Raw genomic sequence first — 17,341 nt, forward strand, 5'->3', positions numbered from 1 at the left:
GTCCGGCGTTTGAGGACGAGGCCGTTCAGGCCGACAGCGGGGGTCTGGGGGCGGCAGCCCCCAGGGATGGGACGGGTAGGGGCGGCGGGGGCGAAACAAAACCCCCGGCACCCACACCCCTCAGCGCCCGTTGAACGCATCCTTCAACCGCGAGAACAACCCCTGCTGCCCAGGCTGGAACTGCCCCGTAGGCCGCTCCTCGCCCCGCAACTTCGCCAGCTCCCGCAACAACCGCTCCTGCTCAGGATCAAGCTTCGTAGGAGTCATGACCTCGACATGCACGATGAGGTCACCACGACCACCGCCCCGGAGATGCGTGACCCCGCGCCCGTGCAGCGGAATCGACTGCCCGGACTGCGTGCCCGGACGGATGTCGACCTCCTCCAGCCCGTCGAGCGTCTCCAGCGGCACCTTCGTGCCGAGAGACGCCGCCGTCATGGGAAGAGTCACCGTGCAGTGCAGATCGTCCCCACGCCGCTGGAACTGCGAGTGCGGCAGCTCATGGATCTCGACGTACAGGTCACCGGCGGGACCACCACCGGGCCCCACCTCACCCTCACCGGCGAGCTGGATCCTCGTACCGTTGTCGACACCCGCAGGGATCTTCACGGTCAGCGTCCGCCGCGACCGCACCCGCCCGTCACCGGCGCACTCGGGACACGGCGTGGGAACGACGGTCCCGAACCCCTGGCACTGCGGACAGGGCCGCGAGGTCATGACCTGGCCCAGGAAGGACCGGGTCACCTGCGACACCTCACCGCGCCCGCGACACATGTCGCAGGTCTGCGCGGAGGTCCCAGGAGCCGCACCCTCACCGCTACAGGTACCGCACACCACGGCGGTATCGACCTGAATGTCCTTGGTGGTCCCGAAGGCGGCCTCGTCCAGCTCGATATCGAGCCGGATCATCGCGTCCTGACCGCGCCGCGTCCGCGACCTCGGCCCCCGCTGGGACGCCGTTCCGAAGAACGCGTCCATGATGTCCGAGAAGTTCCCGAAGCCACCGGCGCCGAAGCCGCCCGCGCCTCCGCCGCCCGCCTGGGACAGCGGATCACCGCCGAGGTCGTAGACCTGCTTCTTCTGCGGGTCCGACAACACCTCGTACGCGGCGTTGATCTCCTTGAACCGCTCCTGCGTCTTCGGATCGGGGTTGACGTCCGGGTGCAGCTCGCGGGCGAGCCTCCTGAACGCCTTCTTGATCTCGTCCTGGGACGCGTCGCGGCGCACGCCGAGTACGGCGTAGTAGTCCGTGGCCACTTACGACTCCGCCAGGATCTGTCCGACGTACCGTGCCACTGCGCGTACCGCTCCCATCGTTCCCGGGTAGTCCATGCGGGTCGGTCCGACCACGCCGAGCTTGGCGACTGCCTCGCCGCCCGAACCGTAGCCGACCGACACGACGGACGTGGAGTTGAGTCCCTCGTATTTGTTCTCGTGACCGATTCGTACGGTCATGCTCGAATCCCCGGCCTCACCAAGGAGTTTGAGAAGTACGACCTGTTCCTCCAGGGCTTCCAGGACCGGCCGGATAGTGAGGGGAAAGTCATGTCCGAAGCGGGTCAGATTGGCGGTTCCGCCGATCATCAGCCGCTCCTCGGCCTCCTCGACGAGCGTCTCCAGGAGGGTGGAGAGCACCGTCGCGACCGTGCCCCGGTCCTCCACCTCGAAGGCTTCCGGGAGGTCCTGCACGAGTTGTGGCACGTCCGCGAAGCGGCGGCCCGCGACCCGGCTGTTGAGCCGCGCGCGTAGATCCGCCAGAGAGGTCTCCCCGAAGGGCGCCGGGCAGTCGATCATCCGCTGCTCCACGCGGCCGGTGTCCGTGATCAGTACGAGCATCACGCGCGCGGGAGCGAGCGAGAGCAGCTCCACATGCCGCACGGTCGACCTGGTGAGCGACGGATACTGCACGACGGCGACCTGCCGCGTGAGCTGGGCGAGCAGCCGAACCGTCCGCCCGACGACATCGTCGAGATCGACGGCCCCGTCCAGGAAGTTCTGGATGGCACGCCGCTCGGGAGCGGTCATCGGCTTGACGCCGGCGAGCTTGTCGACGAAGAGCCGGTAGCCCTTCTCGGTCGGGATGCGCCCGGCACTGGTGTGCGGCTGGGCGATGAAACCCTCGTCCTCCAGCGCCGCCATGTCGTTGCGGACGGTCGCCGGGGAGACCCCGAGGTTGTGCCGCTCGGTGAGTGCCTTGGACCCGACCGGTTCCTCGGTGCCGACATAGTCCTGGACGATGGCGCGCAACACTTCGAGCCTGCGTTCACTGAGCATCGCGCACACCTCCAACTGCTGTCGTCCCCTGAGTGCCTGGGCCGTCCCTGGCACTCTTCGTGTGCGAGTGCCAGAGTTCCCCGGCCCAGTGTACGGCTGTCGGGTACGCCCCCGGCAAGGGCGGCCTGCGCCGATCTGCCGACGTGTACCGACCTGTCCTGCGATGTCGTGTCCGCGGCAACCCACTACGCCCGCCGGTTCCCCCTCTCTCCGGTTAGCGTCGCCGCATGAAGGTGACTTGGGAAGAGCCGGGGTGGCACGACCTGGGCTGGGAGCGCCTGGCGGCCGGGGTGGGCAGACGCCGGCTGCCGGTCTGGGACTGCACGGTGGGGCTGGTCGTCGGGGCGGGTGGGGCGCTGCTGATCGATGCGGGATCGAGCCTCGCGGAGGGCTCAGCCCTGCGCTTGGAGGCCCAGAAACTCGCCGGCCGCCGTGTGGACTTTCTCGCACTGACGCACGCCCACTTCGACCATGTTTTCGGAGCTGCGGTGTTCGCGGGTGCACATGTCATGGCGGCGGCAGGCGCCGGGGACGAATTCGAGAAAGTGGGGCGCGAGGCGTTGTGCGCGGACGCCGTACGCAACGGTCTGGACGCCCGTGCGGCGGAGGAGGCGGCGGACACCCTGGTGGTCCCGCACGAGGAGGTCGGGGGAACCCTGACGGTCGCCCTGCGCGACGGCCCCGAGGCACACCTGGTGAACGCCGGCCCCGGACACACCCGCGGCGACCTGGTGACCGTCGTACCGGGCGACCCGACCGTGGTCTTCTGCGGCGACCTGGTCGAGGAGTCGGGCGAACCCCAGGCGGGCCCCGACGCCGTACCGTCGCACTGGCCGGCGGCCCTGGACCGCCTCCTGGCCCTGGGCGGCGAGGACGCGCTGTACGTACCCGGTCACGGAGCGGTGGTGGACGCGGCGTTCGTACGGGCCCAACGGGACACGCTGGCAACCCGTTTCGGCGTGTCGTGAGGGCCGATGAACCGAGGGCGAGGGAGCTTCTCCTATCGTCATCCGAATGCGCCAGTACTCTCCGGACCTGACCCCACCGTGGAAGAAGCCCAAGCCGGTACCGCAGGTACCGGCGGACCCCGGCCTGGTGGTCGAGGAGCCGGGTACGGGCTTCTGCGGCGCGGTGATCCGCTGCGAGGCGGGCACGGTCACCCTGGAGGACCGCTTCGGCAAACACCGGGTGTTCCCGCTGGAGCCGCGGGGGTTCCTCCTGGAGGGGAGGGTGGTGACGCTGGTACGCCCGTCCGGCGCGGCATCGGCCACCGCGCCCTCCCGCACGGCCTCCGGTTCGGTCGCCGTCCCCGGTGCACGCGCGCGCGTGGCCCGTGCCGGGCGTATCTACGTCGAGGGCCGGCACGACGCGGAGCTCGTCGAGAAGGTGTGGGGCGACGATCTGCGCATCGAGGGCGTGGTCGTGGAGTACCTGGAGGGCGTGGACGATCTCCCCGCGATCGTGGCCGAATTCGACCCCGGCCCGGACGCTCGCCTGGGCATCCTGGTGGACCACCTGGTCCCGGGCAGCAAGGAGTCCCGTATCGCGGCGTCGGTGACCAGCGAGCACGCGCTGGTGGTGGGCCACCCCTACATCGACATCTGGGAGGCGGTGAAACCGTCGTCCCTGGGCATTGCGTCCTGGCCCCGGATCCCCCACGGCCAGGACTGGAAGACGGGCGTGTGCCGGGCCCTGGGCTGGCCGGAGAACACCGGGGCGGTGTGGCAGGCGATCCTGAAACGGGTGGGTTCGTACCGTGACCTGGAGCCGGAACTACTGGGCCGAGTGGAACACCTGATCGACTTCGTGACGGCACCGGAGTGAGCACCGGGGGACGGATTGTCTCGCCCCCGCCGCCCCTACCCGTTCCCATCCCTGGGGGCTACGCCCCCAGACCCCCTTTGTCCTCAAACGCCGGACGGGCTGGTTTGTCAGCCCGTCCGGCGTTTGAGGACGAGGCCGTTCAGGCCGATAAGCGGGGGTCTGGGGGCGGCAGCCCCCAGAAGGATGGGAACGGGTAGGGGCGGCGGGGGCGAAAAAAGAACCCTCAGTCCACCAGATCCCGCACCACCGCATCCGCCAGCAACCGCCCCCGCAACGTAAGCACAGCCCGCCCACCCTCGTACGGACCCGCCTCAAGCAACCCCTCCCCCAGAGCCCGCCGAGCCGCCGCAAGCCCGTCCTCCCGCAGGAGGGACAGCGGAACCCCCTCCCGCAACCTCAGCTCCAGCAACACCCGCTCCACCCGCCGATCCTCCTCCGACAAGACCTCACGCCCCGCCCCCGGCGACCGCCCCACCGCCAACGCCCCCGCATACGCCCCCGGATGCTTCACGTTCCACCACCGCACGCCCCCCACATGGCTGTGCGCCCCAGGCCCCGCCCCCCACCAGTCGGCCCCCCGCCAGTACAACTCGTTGTGAAGGCAACGAGCGGCCACCGAAGTCGCCCAGTTCGACACCTCGTACCAGTCAAAACCGGCCGCCCCCAACACCTCATCGGCGATCAGATACCGATCCGCGTGGACGTCGTCGTCGGTCATCGGCACCTCGCCCCGCCGAATACGCCGAGCCAGCTGCGTCCCTTCCTCCACGATCAGGGCGTACGCGCTGACGTGATCCGGCCCAGCCCCCAGCACCGCGTCCAGCGACGCCCGCCAGTCGTCATCGCTCTCACCAGGCGTGCCGTAGATCAGATCAAGGTTCACATGCTCGAACCCCACGGCCCGCGCCTCCGCGACACACGCCTCCGGACGCCCCGGCGTGTGCGTACGGTCCAGCACCTTCAGCACATGCTGCTTCGCACTCTGCATCCCGAACGAGATCCGGTTGAAACCCCCCTCACGCAGAGTGGCCAGATACCGCTCGTCCACGGACTCCGGATTGGCCTCAGTCGTCACCTCGGCATCATCCGCGAGGCCGAACTCGTCACGGATCGCCCCCAGCATCCGTACAAGATCGTCGGCGGCCAGCAGCGTGGGCGTACCGCCCCCGACGAACACCGTACGAACCGGCCGCGGATCGTCGCCCAGCACCTTCCGCGCCAGCCGCACCTCGTCGATCAGGGTGTCCGCGTAGTTGTCACGGGACGCCAGAACACCGCCCGTGCCGCGCAGCTCGGTCGCCGTGTAGGTGTTGAAGTCGCAGTAGCCGCAGCGGGTCGCGCAGTACGGAACGTGGAGATAGAACCCGAGGGGCCGGTCCGCGGCTCCGGCGAGCGCGGAGGCGGGCAGGGAGCCGTCGTCGGGGACGGGATCACCGTCGGGAAGTGCGGAGGGCATGCCTTCCATTGTCCAGCACCGGCGGGACAACCCCCGCCCAATGCCCACCCAGCTCGCTACGTCTGCAGCACCAGCAACGCCAGATCGTCCTCCGGCGGCTTCTCCCCGAACTCGTGCACGAGCCGCCGGATACGCTCCGCGATCAGCTGCGCACTCAGCCCGGCGCAGCCCGCGAGGGCGCTCGCCAGCCCGTCGCCGTCGTCGAACTGGCGGGGCCCGCAGCGCCGCTCGGTGACCCCGTCGGTCACGCACAGCAGACTGTCACCGGGCCGCAGCTCGAAGCTCTCACTCGTGTACGTCTCGTCCTCGACGACCCCGAGCAGCGTCTGCGGTTCGGCGACCGTTCGGACCTCGCCGCCCGCCCGGAGCACCAGCGGCAGTGGATGCCCGGCCGAGGCGAGGGTGCAGCGCACGCCTCCGTCGAAGGGGACGAGTTCGCCGTACAGGAGGGAGAGGAAACGGGTCTGCGGCCCCTCACCGGGCCGTACCGCGGCCGGGACGACGGCCGAACCCGCCGAGAGCACGGCCGGTACCGCCGACCGCCCCTCCGCCGCGACCAGCGCCCGAGCCGCCGCGTCCGCCGTCTCCGTCGCGTCGTCGAGCAGCAGCTGGTTGAGCCGGTCGAGCACGTCCCCGACCCGATACCCCTCCCGGGCGAGCAGCCGCAGCCACGGCCGCGCCAGCCCGATCACCACGGCCGCCTCCGGCCCCTTGCCCTGGACGTCGCCGACGGCGAAGCACCAGCGGCCGTCGCCTGCCGGGAACAGGTCGTAGAAGTCGCCGCTGGGCCCGCCCTTGTCGCAGGGCTCGTAGACGAGAGCACTGCTCACGCCAGGGATCTCGGCCACCGCGCCGGGCAGCAGGCCGCGCTGGAGGATACGGCTGATGGTGGCCTGGCGGGCGTACTGGCGGGCGGCGCCGATGGCGAGCGCGACCCGGCGGCTGAGATCCTCGACCAGGCCAGTGACCTCGTCGGGGAAGCGGATCATCCCGGCCCGCCCGATGACCAGCGTGCCGAGCGGCCGGCCGCCCGCGACCAGCCGGTAGGCGAGCGCGGCACCGGTCTCCCCGCACCCGCCGAGCGCCTCGCCGGGCCAGGGCACGGGGACCGGTCCGGTCCTGGTGGTGTCGGGCGTACGCGGCGGGTCCTTCTCCAGGGCGCGGCGCAGCTCCTCGATACGGTCCTCGCTGCTGTGCCAGACCCGAGCGAGCCGCGGCCCACCGCCCCCGCCACTCCCGTCACCCCAGCTCACGCTGCTGCCGCTGCCGCGCCCCATCGACTCGTCCTCCAGCCACACCGCGCACCAGTCGGCGAGGCGCGGCACGAGGAGCTGTCCGGTGAGCGCGGCGACGAGGTCCTCGTCGAGCTGTCCGGCGAGCAGGTCGGAGGCCTCGGCGAGGAAGGAGAGAGCGCCGTGATTCAGCCACTCCTGGTCACGGGCGCCGCGCTGCGGCTCGGGGGCGAGGATCTCGGCGTCCCGTAACCCGTGCCCGAGGGCGTGCGGACCGGCGTACGCCTCGATGTCGTCGTCGTGCGTCACGCCCTCAGCGGGGAGCCGCGCCCAGACGGTCTTGGTGCCGGTGCGATAGGTCACGCCCCAGGCCTCGGAGAGTACGGAGACGAGGCGCAGGCCACGCCCGTACTCCGGTATGTCGTACGGGAGTTCCGCACCGCCGTCCCGGGGCGCGCGGGAGGGATGGTGGTCGGACACCTCGACGACGAGCGCGACGCCGGCCCCCTCCGCCCCCTCTTCCTGCTCCCCCTCCTCCGGTGCCTCCAGGCGGCACGCCAGCTCCACGTCCGTCCCCGCGTGGACGACGGCGTTGGTGACGAGTTCGCTGACGACCACCATGGCGTCGTCCGTGAGCCGGTCCGGCAGTGACTCGGCGCCGGGCAGGCCGAGTCGGGCCCATTCGGCGAGGGCGGCGCGTACGAGGCCACGGGCGGCGCCGGGCGCGAGGGGGCCGCCGCCGAGCGTGGCGTGGGTGACCGTGCGCCGGTCCGCACCCCGGCGCGCGGGCGCGCCGGACGCACGGGACGGCGCGCGGGACACGGTCTCCCGTTGCGTCGGAATGGCCCCCATCGACAGCTCCCGAGCAGTTCGGACGAATGCACCTCGGTGGACGCGGACAGAGTGACAGACTGGCCACGCCCATAAGCGCCGAGTTACCGAAGTGGGCCGCCATGAGTGAGAACAGTGCTACGCAAGTGCTCGAAGACGGACAGATTCCGGCATCTGATCAGATTTGGGCATCCGATCTGCGTCCGCTGCTCGCCGCGATGACGGCGGCCCGTGACGGGAACTTCGCGAAGGTGCCGGAGACCGGCCACGGTCTGGTGGCGGAACTCAGCTCCGCGTTCAACCAGATCATGGACCGCAATCTGCACTTCAACTCCGAGGTTCAGCGCGTACGTCGGGACCTGGTCCGGCACGGTCGCCTCGACGAGCGGCTCTCCGCGAGCCCCGGCCAGGGCCACTGGACGTCCCGCGTCAACGACGTGAACGGCCTGCTGGACGCCCTCGTGGCTCCCGCGGCGAACGCGACGCGCGTCCTGGACGCGGTGGCCGGCGGCGATCTGACCCAGCGGGTCGATCTGCACGACGGGAACCGGCAGTTGCGCGGGGATCTGCGTCGGCTGGGCCGGGCCGTGAACAAGATGGTCGACCAGTTGTCGTTGTTCACGGGCGAGGTGACGCGGGTCGCGCGCGAGGTCGGTACGGAGGGGCGGCTCGGCGGACGTGCCAAGGTGCAGGGTCTGTCGGGCAGTTGGCGGGATGTGACCGAGGCGGTCAACACGATGGCGTCCCGGCTGACCGCCCAGGTCCGTGACATCGCCCTGGTGACCACGGCGGTGGCCCGGGGCGATCTGACCCGCACGGTGACGGTCGAGGCGACCGGCGAACTCCTCGAACTGAAGCTGACCGTCAACACGATGGTCGACCAGCTCTCCGCGTTCGCCGACGAGGTGACGCGGGTCGCCCGCGAGGTGGGCACGGAGGGCCAGTTGGGCGGCCGGGCGCAGGTGAGGGGCGTGTCGGGCGTCTGGAAGGACCTGACCGACAACGTCAACTTCATGGCCTCGAACCTGACTTCACAGGTACGGAACATCGCCCAGGTGACGACGGCCGTGGCGAACGGCGACCTGAGCCAGAAGATCACGGTCGACGCGCAGGGCGAGATCCTGGAACTCAAGTCGACCATCAACACCATGGTCGACCAGCTCTCCGCGTTCGCCGACGAGGTGACGCGCGTGGCCCGAGAGGTCGGCACGGAGGGCAACCTCGGTGGACGCGCCCAGGTGCGAGGCGTGTCGGGCGTCTGGAAGGACCTCACCGACAACGTCAACTTCATGGCGGACAACCTGACTTCACAGGTCCGCAACATCGCGCTCGTCTCCACGGCTGTGGCCCAGGGCGATCTCGGCAAGAAGATCACGGTGGAGGCGAAGGGCGAGATCCTCGAACTGAAGTCGACGATCAACACGATGGTCGACCAGCTCTCCGCCTTCGCCGACGAGGTCACCCGAGTCGCCCGCGAGGTCGGCACGGAGGGCAACCTCGGCGGCCAGGCCCAGGTGCGAGGCGTATCGGGAGTCTGGAAAGACCTGACCGACAACGTCAACTTCATGGCCCTGAACCTGACTTCACAGGTGCGGAACATCGCCCAGGTCACGACAGCCGTCGCGAACGGCGACCTGTCGAAGAAGATCACGGTCGACGCCCGAGGCGAGATCCTCGAACTGAAGGACACCGTCAACACGATGGTGGAGCAACTGCGCGCCTTCGCCGACGAGGTGACACGCGTGGCTCGCGAGGTCGGCACCGACGGCCGACTGGGCGGCCGGGCCCAGGTGTTGGGCGTGTCGGGCGTCTGGCGTGACCTGACCGACAACGTCAACTACATGGCGGACAACCTGACTTCACAGGTCAGGAACATCGCCCAGGTGGCGACGGCGGTGGCGCAGGGCGACCTCTCGAAGAAGATCGACGTGGACGCGCGGGGCGAGATCCTCGAACTGAAGACGACGATCAACACGATGGTGGACACCCTCTCCTCCTTCTCCTCGGAGGTCACCCGCGTGGCCCGCGAGGTGGGCATCGACGGCCAACTCGGCGGCCAGGCAAGGGTCGAGGGCGTCTACGGCACCTGGAAGCGCCTCACGACGAACGTGAACGAACTCGCCCTGAACCTCACCACCCAGGTCCGCGCGATCGCCGAGGTCGCCTCGGCGGTGGCCCAGGGAGACATGTCCCGTTCCATCTCGGTGGAGACGCGCGGCGAGGTCGCCGAGCTGAAGGACAACATCAACCTGATGGTGGCCAACCTCCGCGAGACGACCCGCGCGAAGGACTGGCTGGAGTCGAACCTGGCCCGCCTGGCCGCCCTGATGCAGGGCCACCGGGACCTGATGGAGGTCGCCGACCTGATCCTGCGTGAACTGACCCCGCTGGTGAACGCGCAGTACGGGGCGTTCTTCCTGGCCGACCCGGACGAGGACAGCGCCAGCCTGAGCGCGCCGATCCCGGCCAAGGGCCTGGCGTTCATCGCCGGATACGGCTCGGCGCAGGGCGCGACGGTCGACACGGGCGGGATGCCGGTGCACGGCCTCGTCCGCCAGGCGGCGCGCGAGAAGAAGCGGATCCTGGTGGAGGAGGCCCCGCCGGACTACATCAAGATCAACAGCGGGTTGGGAGAAGCGGCCCCGGCCAGCGTCGTCATCATCCCGATCCTCTTCGAGGACAAGCTGCTCGGCGTGATCGAGCTCGCCTCGTTCTCCCGTTTCTCCGACGTCCACCTGGCGTTCTTCGACCAGTTCGTGAACACGATCGGCGTCGCGATCAACACGATCATCGCCAACTCCCGTACGGAGTCCCTGCTCGGCGAGTCCCAGCGCCTCGCCATGCAGCTCCAGGAACGCTCGGACGAACTCCAGAAGCAGCAGGCGGAGTTGCAGCGCTCGAACGCCGAACTGGAGGAGAAGGCGGCCTTGTTGGCGACATCGTCCCAGTACAAATCAGAGTTCCTGGCGAACATGTCGCACGAACTCCGCACCCCCCTCAACTCGCTCCTCATCCTGGCCCGCCTGCTCTCCGACAACCCGGACGGCCATCTCACCGACCAGGAGGTCCAGTTCGCGACGACGATCCACCGCTCGGGCTCGGATCTCCTCCAGCTCATCAACGACATCCTCGACCTGTCTAAGATCGAGGCCGGCCGAATGGACGTACGCCCGAAGAAGCTGCCGCTGATCAAGCTCCTGGACTACGTCCACGCGACCTTCCGCCCGCTCACCCTGGACCGGGGGCTGTCGTTCGAGGTGGCGGTCGGTGCGGACGTACCGCGTGAGATGTACTCGGACGAGCAGCGCCTCCAGCAGATCCTGCGCAACCTCCTCTCCAACGCGATCAAGTTCACGGCGACCGGCCGGGTGGAACTCCGGGTCAGCCGGATCACCGACCCCGATCACCTCTACACCCGCGAGAACAGCGACGACGTGATCTCGTTCGCCGTCTCCGACACGGGCATCGGTATCGCCCCCGAGAAACTCCCGGTGATCTTCGAGGCGTTCCAGCAGGCCGACGGCACGACCAACCGCAAGTACGGCGGCACGGGCCTCGGTCTGTCCATCAGCCGGGAGATCGCGGGCCTGCTGGGCGGCAGGATCATCGCCGAGAGCGTGCCGACCAAGGGCTCGACCTTCACCCTGTACGTGCCTGTCGTCAGCCCCGGTCACACACCGAGCGGGAACACGCCGAAGGACCACCAACTGGCGCTGCCCGAGCAGCTGTCCACCGAGCCCTACACGGCCCACGACACGGACGACTCCTGGCCCGCGCCGACCAAGCTGGAGGCCTGGAAGGTGGGCCGGGCGGGACAGGTCCTGCCCGGGCGGCGGGTGTTGATCGTCGACGACGACATCCGCAACGTCTTCGCGCTCACCCACGTCCTGGGGCGGGTCGGAATGCCGGTGCTGTACGCGGAGAACGGCCGCGAAGGCATCGAGACCCTCGAACGCAACCCGGACGTCGAACTCGTCCTGATGGACATCATGATGCCGGAGATGGACGGCTACGAGACGATCTCCGCGGTTCGCCGCACCCCGCGCTGGGCGGATCTGCCCATCGTCGCCCTCACCGCCAAGGCGATGCCCGGCGACCGCGAGAAGTCGATCGCCCGCGGCGCCAACGACTACGTACCCAAGCCCGTCGATGTCGACCAGCTGCTGACCGTGGTCTGCGCGCTCCTGGACCCCGAGCGCCCCAACGGCGAAGCGCTGGACAAGACGGCGACCGAGTGAGGCACGGTCACCATGAGCCCTGAGGAAACGACAGACGACCGCGCCGGCATCCTCCTGGTCGACGACATGGAGGACAACCTGATCGCCCTGGAGGCGGTCCTGGCCTCCCTCAACGAGCCGCTGGTGCGCGCCCGTTCGGGCGAGGAGGCGATGAAGGCCCTGCTCCGCCGCCGCTTCGCGGTCGTCCTCCTGGACATCCGGATGCCAGGCATGGACGGCTTCGAAACAGCCGCCAACATCAAACGCCTGGACCAGACAAAAGACGTCCCCATCATCTTCCTGACAGGCACGGACTCCGACGCGGGCTACGCCTTCCGCGGCTACGCGACAGGCGCGGCAGACTACTTGACGAAGCCGTTCGACCCTTGGGTGCTCCGCGCAAAGGTGACGGTCTTCCTCGACCTGCACAGAAAAAACCAGCAACTGGAACGCATGCTCAGCGGGGAGCAGGCGGGCGACGCCGAGATCAGCGCGCAACTAGCGGACCTGGAGGCCCAGTTGTCCAGCGAGAACCCACCAACCACCGAGGCGCTGCTTAGCAGGATCCGAGACCTACGCCGCCTGACAAGCAGGCGACGAGAAGTCTGACCTCCAGGGGCGCGGGGAACTGCGCGACAAGCCACGGACTACCCGCACCCGCCACGAGTCCCCGCACCCCACCCCCTTAGGCCTCCCGAGCCCCCGAATACATCTCATCAATCAAGTACTTGTACTCCCGCTCAACAACCGGCCGCTTCAACTTCAGACTCGGCGTGATCTCCCCATGCTCAACATCAAGATCCCGAGGCAGCAACCGGAACTTCTTGATGGTCTGCCACCGCTGAAGCCCCGCGTTCAGCTCCGTGACGTACCCCTCGATGAGAGCCACCGTCCCCGCCGAACCCACAACCTCCGCGTACGACTTCCCCTCAAGCCCGTTGTCCTTAGCCCAGCCCAGAATGGACGGCTCGTCGAGCGCGATGAGGGCGGTGCAGAAGTTCCGGTCGGCCCCGTGCACAAGGATGTTGGAGACGTACGGGCAGACCGCCTTGAACTGCCCCTCCACCTCCGCCGGCGCGATGTACTTCCCGCCCGACGTTTTGATCAGGTCCTTCTTCCGGTCGGTGATCCGCAGATACCCGTCCGGAGACAGCTCCCCGATGTCACCGGTGTGGAACCACCCGTCGGACTCCAGCACTTCGGCGGTCTTCTCGGGCAGCCCGTGATAGCCCTCCATGATCCCGGGCCCGCGCAGCAGGATCTCGCCGTCGTCCGCGATCCGCACCTCCGTACCGGGCAGCGGCTTGCCGACCGTGCCCGTCCGGTACGCCTCACCGGGGTTGACGAAGGAGGCGGCGGAGGACTCGGTGAGCCCGTAGCCCTCCAGGATGTGAATACCTGCGCCGGAGAAGAAGAACCCGATGTCGGGCGCGAGGGCGGCCGACCCGGAGACACAGGCACGCAGGTTGCCACCGAACGCCTCGCGGATCTTCGCGAAGACCAGCGCGTCGGCGACCTTGTGCTTCGCGGCGAGACCGAAGGGCACCGAGGCGGTGCCGGTGCGCCGGAAGTTGTCCTGGCTGGCCTTGGCGTACTCACGGGCGACCCCGGAGGCCCACTGGAAGATCTTGAACTTGGCGCCGCCGCCTGCCCGCGCCTTGGCCGCGACCCCGTTGTAGACCTTCTCGAAGATGCGCGGCACGGCGGCCATGTACGTCGGCTGTACGACCGGCAGGTTCTCGATGATCTTGTCGACGCGGCCGTCGACGGCGGTGACGTGTCCGACCTCGATCTGGCCGGAGGTCAGCACCTTGCCGAACACGTGCGCGAGCGGCAGCCACAGGTACTGGACGTCCTCGGCGCTGATCAGCCCGGTCGCGGCGATCGCCTTCGCCATGTACGACCAGTTGTCGTGCGGCAGCCGGACACCCTTGGGGCGGCCGGTGGTGCCGGAGGTGTAGATGAGGGTCGCGAGCTGGTCCTTCGTGATGGCCCCGACCCGCTCCTTGATCAGGTCCGGGTTCTTCTCCAGATACGCGGCACCGCGCTGCTCCAGCTCGGCGAGGGTGAGCACCCCGTCGCCGGTCTCGACACCGGCCGGGTCGATGACCACGACATGGGTGAGTTCGGGCAGCTCGGCACGCTTCTCCTGCGCCTTGGCGAGCTGGGTCGCGTCCTCGGCGATCAGCACCTTGCTGGCGGAGTCGGCGAGGATGAAGGCCGACTCGTCGGTGTTGGTCTGCGGGTACACCGTGGTCGTGGCGGCGCCGGCGCACATGATGCCGAGGTCGCCGAGGATCCACTCGACGCGGGTGGCGGAGGCGAGCGCGACGCGCTGCTCCGGCTGTACGCCCAGTTCGATGAGCCCGGCGGCGATGGCGTACACGCGTTCGGCGGACTGCGCCCAGGTCAGCGACTTCCAGTCGTCGGGGCCCTCACCGGAGGCCGGGGGCACCGGGTAACGGTAGGCCTCGGCTTCCGGCGTGGCGGCCACGCGATCCAGGAAAAGACCCGCCACGGACGGCGGACGGTTCTCGATCAAGGTCTGTGTGTCGCTCACGACATCCTCCGGGGCCCGCGGCAGTGCGGCGGCTGGCTCATTTGCGGTCTTGTTTAACTCGCGAGTAACTACCGAGCAGAGATCAGAGTAAAGCGCGACCGGCCAGCGCGTAAGGGGCGACGGCCTGTCACTTTCGCCGGCGAGCGCCTGTTCGCTTCCTACAGGACCGATGGCACGTACACGAAGGGGGCCCGCCGCGTTCGTACGCGACGAGCCCCCATTCTCCCGATTCCCACGGGTCGGCGTTGGCTACTTCTTGCCCTTGCCCGACCCCGCGTTGTCGTCGCTCGACAAGACAGCGATGAAAGCCTCCTGCGGAACCTCCACAGAGCCCACCATCTTCATCCGCTTCTTGCCCTCCTTCTGCTTCTCCAGCAGCTTCCGCTTACGCGAGATGTCACCGCCGTAGCACTTGGCGAGAACGTCCTTGCGGATGGCGCGGATGGTCTCACGGGCGATGACCCGCGACCCGATCGCGGCCTGGATGGGCACCTCGAAGGCCTGCCGCGGAATCAGCTCGCGCAGCTTGGCGACGAGCCGCACACCGTAGGCGTAGGCCGCGTCCTTGTGGGTGACGGCGGAGAAGGCGTCGACCTTGTCACCGTGCAGCAGGATGTCGACCTTGACCAGACTGGAGGCCTGCTCCCCGGTGGGCTCGTAGTCCAGAGACGCATATCCGCGGGTCTTGGACTTCAACTGATCGAAGAAGTCGAAAACGATCTCCGCGAGCGGCAGGGTGTACCGGATCTCGACCCGGTCCTCGGACAGATAGTCCATGCCGAGCAGCACACCGCGCCGGGTCTGGCACAGCTCCATGATCGACCCGATGAACTCGGACGGCGCGAGGATCGTGGCGCGTACGACCGGCTCGTACACGTCGTCGATCTTCCCCTCGGGGAACTCGCTCGGGTTGGTGACCGTGTGCTCGGTACGGTCCTCCATCACCACGCGGTAGACCACGTTGGGCGCGGTGGCGATGAGATCGAGCCCGAACTCGCGCTCAAGCCGCTCACGGATGACATCGAGGTGAAGAAGCCCCAGGAACCCGACCCGGAACCCGAAGCCCAGCGCCGCCGATGTCTCCGGCTCGTAGACGAGGGCCGCGTCGTTGAGCTGGAGCTTGTCGAGGGCGTCGCGCAGCTCGGGATAGTCGGACCCGTCCAGCGGATACAGGCCCGAGAAGACCATGGGCTTGGGGTCCTTGTACCCCCCGAGCGCCTCGGTCGCCCCCTTGTTGAGCGTGGTGATGGTGTCACCCACCTTGGACTGCCGCACGTCCTTCACACCGGTGATGATGTAGCCCACCTCGCCGACGCCCAGCCCGTCGGCCGGCGTCATCTCGGGGGACGAGACACCGATCTCCAGCAGCTCGTGGGTCGCGTTGGTGGACATCATCCGGATCCGCTCACGCTTGTTGAGCTGCCCGTCGATGACACGTACGTACGTCACGACACCGCGGTACGAGTCGTACACCGAGTCGAAGATCATGGCGCGCGCGGGAGCGTCCTGGACACCGACCGGCGCGGGCACCTCGGCGACGACCTTGTCGAGCAGCGCCTCGACACCGAGCCCGGTCTTGGCGGAGACCTTGAGAACGTCCGACGGGTCGCAGCCAATGAGATTGGCGAGCTCCTCGGAGAACTTCTCGGGCTGGGCGGCCGGCAGGTCGATCTTGTTGAGCACCGGAATGATCTTCAGATCGTTCTCCATCGCCAGATACAGATTGGCGAGGGTCTGGGCCTCGATGCCCTGGGCGGCGTCGACAAGAAGAACGGTCCCCTCACAGGCCGCGAGGGACCGGGAGACCTCGTAGGTGAAGTCGACGTGCCCCGGGGTGTCGATCATGTTGAGGATGTGCGTGTTGCCCGGGTCGTCCGAGGGCGCCCAGGGCAGACGTACGGCCTGGGACTTGATCGTGATGCCACGCTCGCGCTCGATGTCCATCCGGTCGAGGTACTGAGCACGCATCTGCCGCTGGTCGACGACACCGGTCAGCTGGAGCATCCGGTCGGCGAGCGTGGACTTGCCGTGGTCGATGTGCGCGATGATGCAGAAATTGCGGATCTGAGCCGGGGCGGTACGGCTCGGCGCGGGGACGTGGCTAGGGATCGCGGGCACGCAGGGTCCTGATTCTTGAGGCGTCCGCAGTGTCTGCGGTCTCGGGTCGGATCGATACGTAGGCTCCATGGTCCCACGGGCGGGGAGCGGGGACCGGTTTGGGCCACTCGCAGGCCCACTGGTAGTCTGGGTGGCTGTGTCTCATGCCCTCTCAGCGCGAGGCACATCTTCTGGAAAATCATCGGTACGGGACCCGAGCGGCCCCGTGCCTGAATCTGTAGAGGCTCATTCGTGGCGAACATCAAGTCCCAGATCAAGCGGATCAAGACCAACGAGAAGGCGCGGCTGCGCAACAAGGCCGTCAAGTCCTCCCTGAAGACCGCGATCCGCAAGGCCCGCGAGGCCGCTGCCGCGGGTGACGTCGAGAAGGCCACCGAGACTCAGCGCGCTGCCGCGCGTGCGCTCGACAAGGCCGTCTCGAAGGGCGTCATCCACAAGAACCAGGCCGCCAACAAGAAGTCGGCGCTTGCTTCCAAGGTCGCCACCCTCAAGGGCTGAACCTCCCGTTCTTTGATCTGATCCAAACCGCCGGAGGGACCAGAGCGGGCCCTCTCATCCGCTCCCACCCGGCACCCCGGCTCCCACGCACGACTGCGTTCGCCACGCGGGCGTGGAAGCCACCACCAGCAACACGCTTCACCCGAAGGCCCCGACACCTGTCGGGGCCTTCGGCATTTCAGCCCGTCCGGCGTTTGAGGACGAGCGCGTCCAGCGCGGCTTACCCCCCCCCCCCCCCCCCCCCCCCCCCCCCCCCCCCGCGGGTGGGGCCCCCCCCCCCCCCCCCCCCCAAAGGGGGGATGGGGGGGCGCCCCCCCGGGTGGGGCGGGGT

11 protein-coding genes are annotated in these 17,341 nt (G+C 68.6%); 5 read left to right on the plus strand and 6 right to left on the minus strand.

All coding sequences use genetic code 11. The annotated features are described in order from the left end of the window. Nucleotides 1-120: 120 nt before the first annotated feature. On the minus strand, nt 121-1,257 hold the full coding sequence (dnaJ, locus tag ACFYXF_RS51470) for a molecular chaperone DnaJ (protein ID WP_369037952.1): 1,137 nt from the start codon (nt 1,255-1,257) through the stop codon (nt 121-123). Continuing rightward, a complete protein-coding gene (gene hrcA, locus ACFYXF_RS51475) occupies nt 1,258-2,274 on the minus strand; it encodes a heat-inducible transcriptional repressor HrcA (protein ID WP_389361301.1) in 1,017 nt (338 codons plus the stop codon). Between the two features lie 227 nt (nt 2,275-2,501). On the opposite strand from hrcA, the gene ACFYXF_RS51480 reads away from it, so the two are divergent. Both ACFYXF_RS51480 and ACFYXF_RS51485 read left to right on the plus strand, forming a co-directional pair. Continuing rightward, nucleotides 2,502-3,242 carry an MBL fold metallo-hydrolase gene (locus ACFYXF_RS51480; protein WP_389361303.1) on the plus strand — a complete coding sequence of 247 codons (741 nt, stop codon included), beginning with the start codon at nt 2,502-2,504 and terminating at the stop codon, nt 3,240-3,242. 46 nt (nt 3,243-3,288) lie between these two features. Continuing rightward, nucleotides 3,289-4,098 carry a DUF3097 domain-containing protein gene (locus tag ACFYXF_RS51485; RefSeq protein ID WP_389361305.1) on the plus strand — a complete coding sequence of 270 codons (810 nt, stop codon included), beginning with the start codon at nt 3,289-3,291 and terminating at the stop codon, nt 4,096-4,098. A gap of 223 nt (nt 4,099-4,321) precedes the next feature. Here the strand turns inward: ACFYXF_RS51485 and hemW are convergent, their stop codons facing one another. Further along, complete coding sequence (hemW, locus tag ACFYXF_RS51490; RefSeq protein WP_389361307.1) at nt 4,322-5,554, minus strand: radical SAM family heme chaperone HemW; 1,233 nt, start codon at nt 5,552-5,554, stop codon at nt 4,322-4,324. A 56-nt stretch (nt 5,555-5,610) separates the two neighbouring features. After that, entirely contained in the window at nt 5,611-7,638 is a 2,028-nt protein-coding gene (locus ACFYXF_RS51495) for a SpoIIE family protein phosphatase (protein ID WP_389361309.1), read from the minus strand. Between the two features lie 101 nt (nt 7,639-7,739). On the opposite strand from ACFYXF_RS51495, the gene ACFYXF_RS51500 reads away from it, so the two are divergent. Both ACFYXF_RS51500 and ACFYXF_RS51505 read left to right on the plus strand, forming a co-directional pair. Further along, nucleotides 7,740-11,855: a HAMP domain-containing protein gene (locus ACFYXF_RS51500; protein ID WP_389361311.1), complete on the plus strand. Its 4,116-nt coding sequence runs from the start codon at nt 7,740-7,742 to the stop codon at nt 11,853-11,855. A gap of 12 nt (nt 11,856-11,867) precedes the next feature. Beyond that, complete coding sequence (locus ACFYXF_RS51505; protein ID WP_389361313.1) at nt 11,868-12,443, plus strand: two-component system response regulator; 576 nt, start codon at nt 11,868-11,870, stop codon at nt 12,441-12,443. A 76-nt stretch (nt 12,444-12,519) separates the two neighbouring features. Here ACFYXF_RS51505 and ACFYXF_RS51510 read toward each other — a convergent pair whose 3' ends face one another. Further along, on the minus strand, nt 12,520-14,394 hold the full coding sequence (locus tag ACFYXF_RS51510; protein WP_389361315.1) for an AMP-dependent synthetase/ligase: 1,875 nt from the start codon (nt 14,392-14,394) through the stop codon (nt 12,520-12,522). Between the two features lie 249 nt (nt 14,395-14,643). Continuing rightward, nucleotides 14,644-16,512 (minus strand): translation elongation factor 4, encoded by a 1,869-nt coding sequence (lepA, locus tag ACFYXF_RS51515; RefSeq protein WP_389361317.1) that lies wholly within the window; start codon nt 16,510-16,512, stop codon nt 14,644-14,646. A gap of 231 nt (nt 16,513-16,743) precedes the next feature. Between lepA and rpsT the strand changes: the two genes are divergently transcribed. Further along, nucleotides 16,744-17,010 (plus strand): 30S ribosomal protein S20, encoded by a 267-nt coding sequence (gene rpsT, locus ACFYXF_RS51520; protein ID WP_105975817.1) that lies wholly within the window; start codon nt 16,744-16,746, stop codon nt 17,008-17,010. The last annotated feature ends 331 nt before the right edge of the window (nt 17,011-17,341 follow it).

This window comes from Streptomyces sp. NPDC002680, from assembly GCF_042889145.1.
GTDB classification, from domain to species: Bacteria; Actinomycetota; Actinomycetes; order Streptomycetales; family Streptomycetaceae; genus Streptomyces; species Streptomyces adonidis.

Coding starts and splice junctions, on each gene's coding strand:
- hrcA (WP_389361301.1), bottom strand. CDS start 2,274: ATGCTCAGTGAACGCAGGCTCGAAGTGTTGCGCGCCATCGTCCAGGAC.
- ACFYXF_RS51480 (WP_389361303.1), top strand. CDS start 2,502: ATGAAGGTGACTTGGGAAGAGCCGGGGTGGCACGACCTGGGCTGGGAG.
- ACFYXF_RS51485 (WP_389361305.1), top strand. CDS start 3,289: ATGCGCCAGTACTCTCCGGACCTGACCCCACCGTGGAAGAAGCCCAAG.
- hemW (WP_389361307.1), bottom strand. CDS start 5,554: ATGCCCTCCGCACTTCCCGACGGTGATCCCGTCCCCGACGACGGCTCC.
- ACFYXF_RS51495 (WP_389361309.1), bottom strand. CDS start 7,638: ATGGGGGCCATTCCGACGCAACGGGAGACCGTGTCCCGCGCGCCGTCC.
- ACFYXF_RS51500 (WP_389361311.1), top strand. CDS start 7,740: ATGAGTGAGAACAGTGCTACGCAAGTGCTCGAAGACGGACAGATTCCG.
- ACFYXF_RS51505 (WP_389361313.1), top strand. CDS start 11,868: ATGAGCCCTGAGGAAACGACAGACGACCGCGCCGGCATCCTCCTGGTC.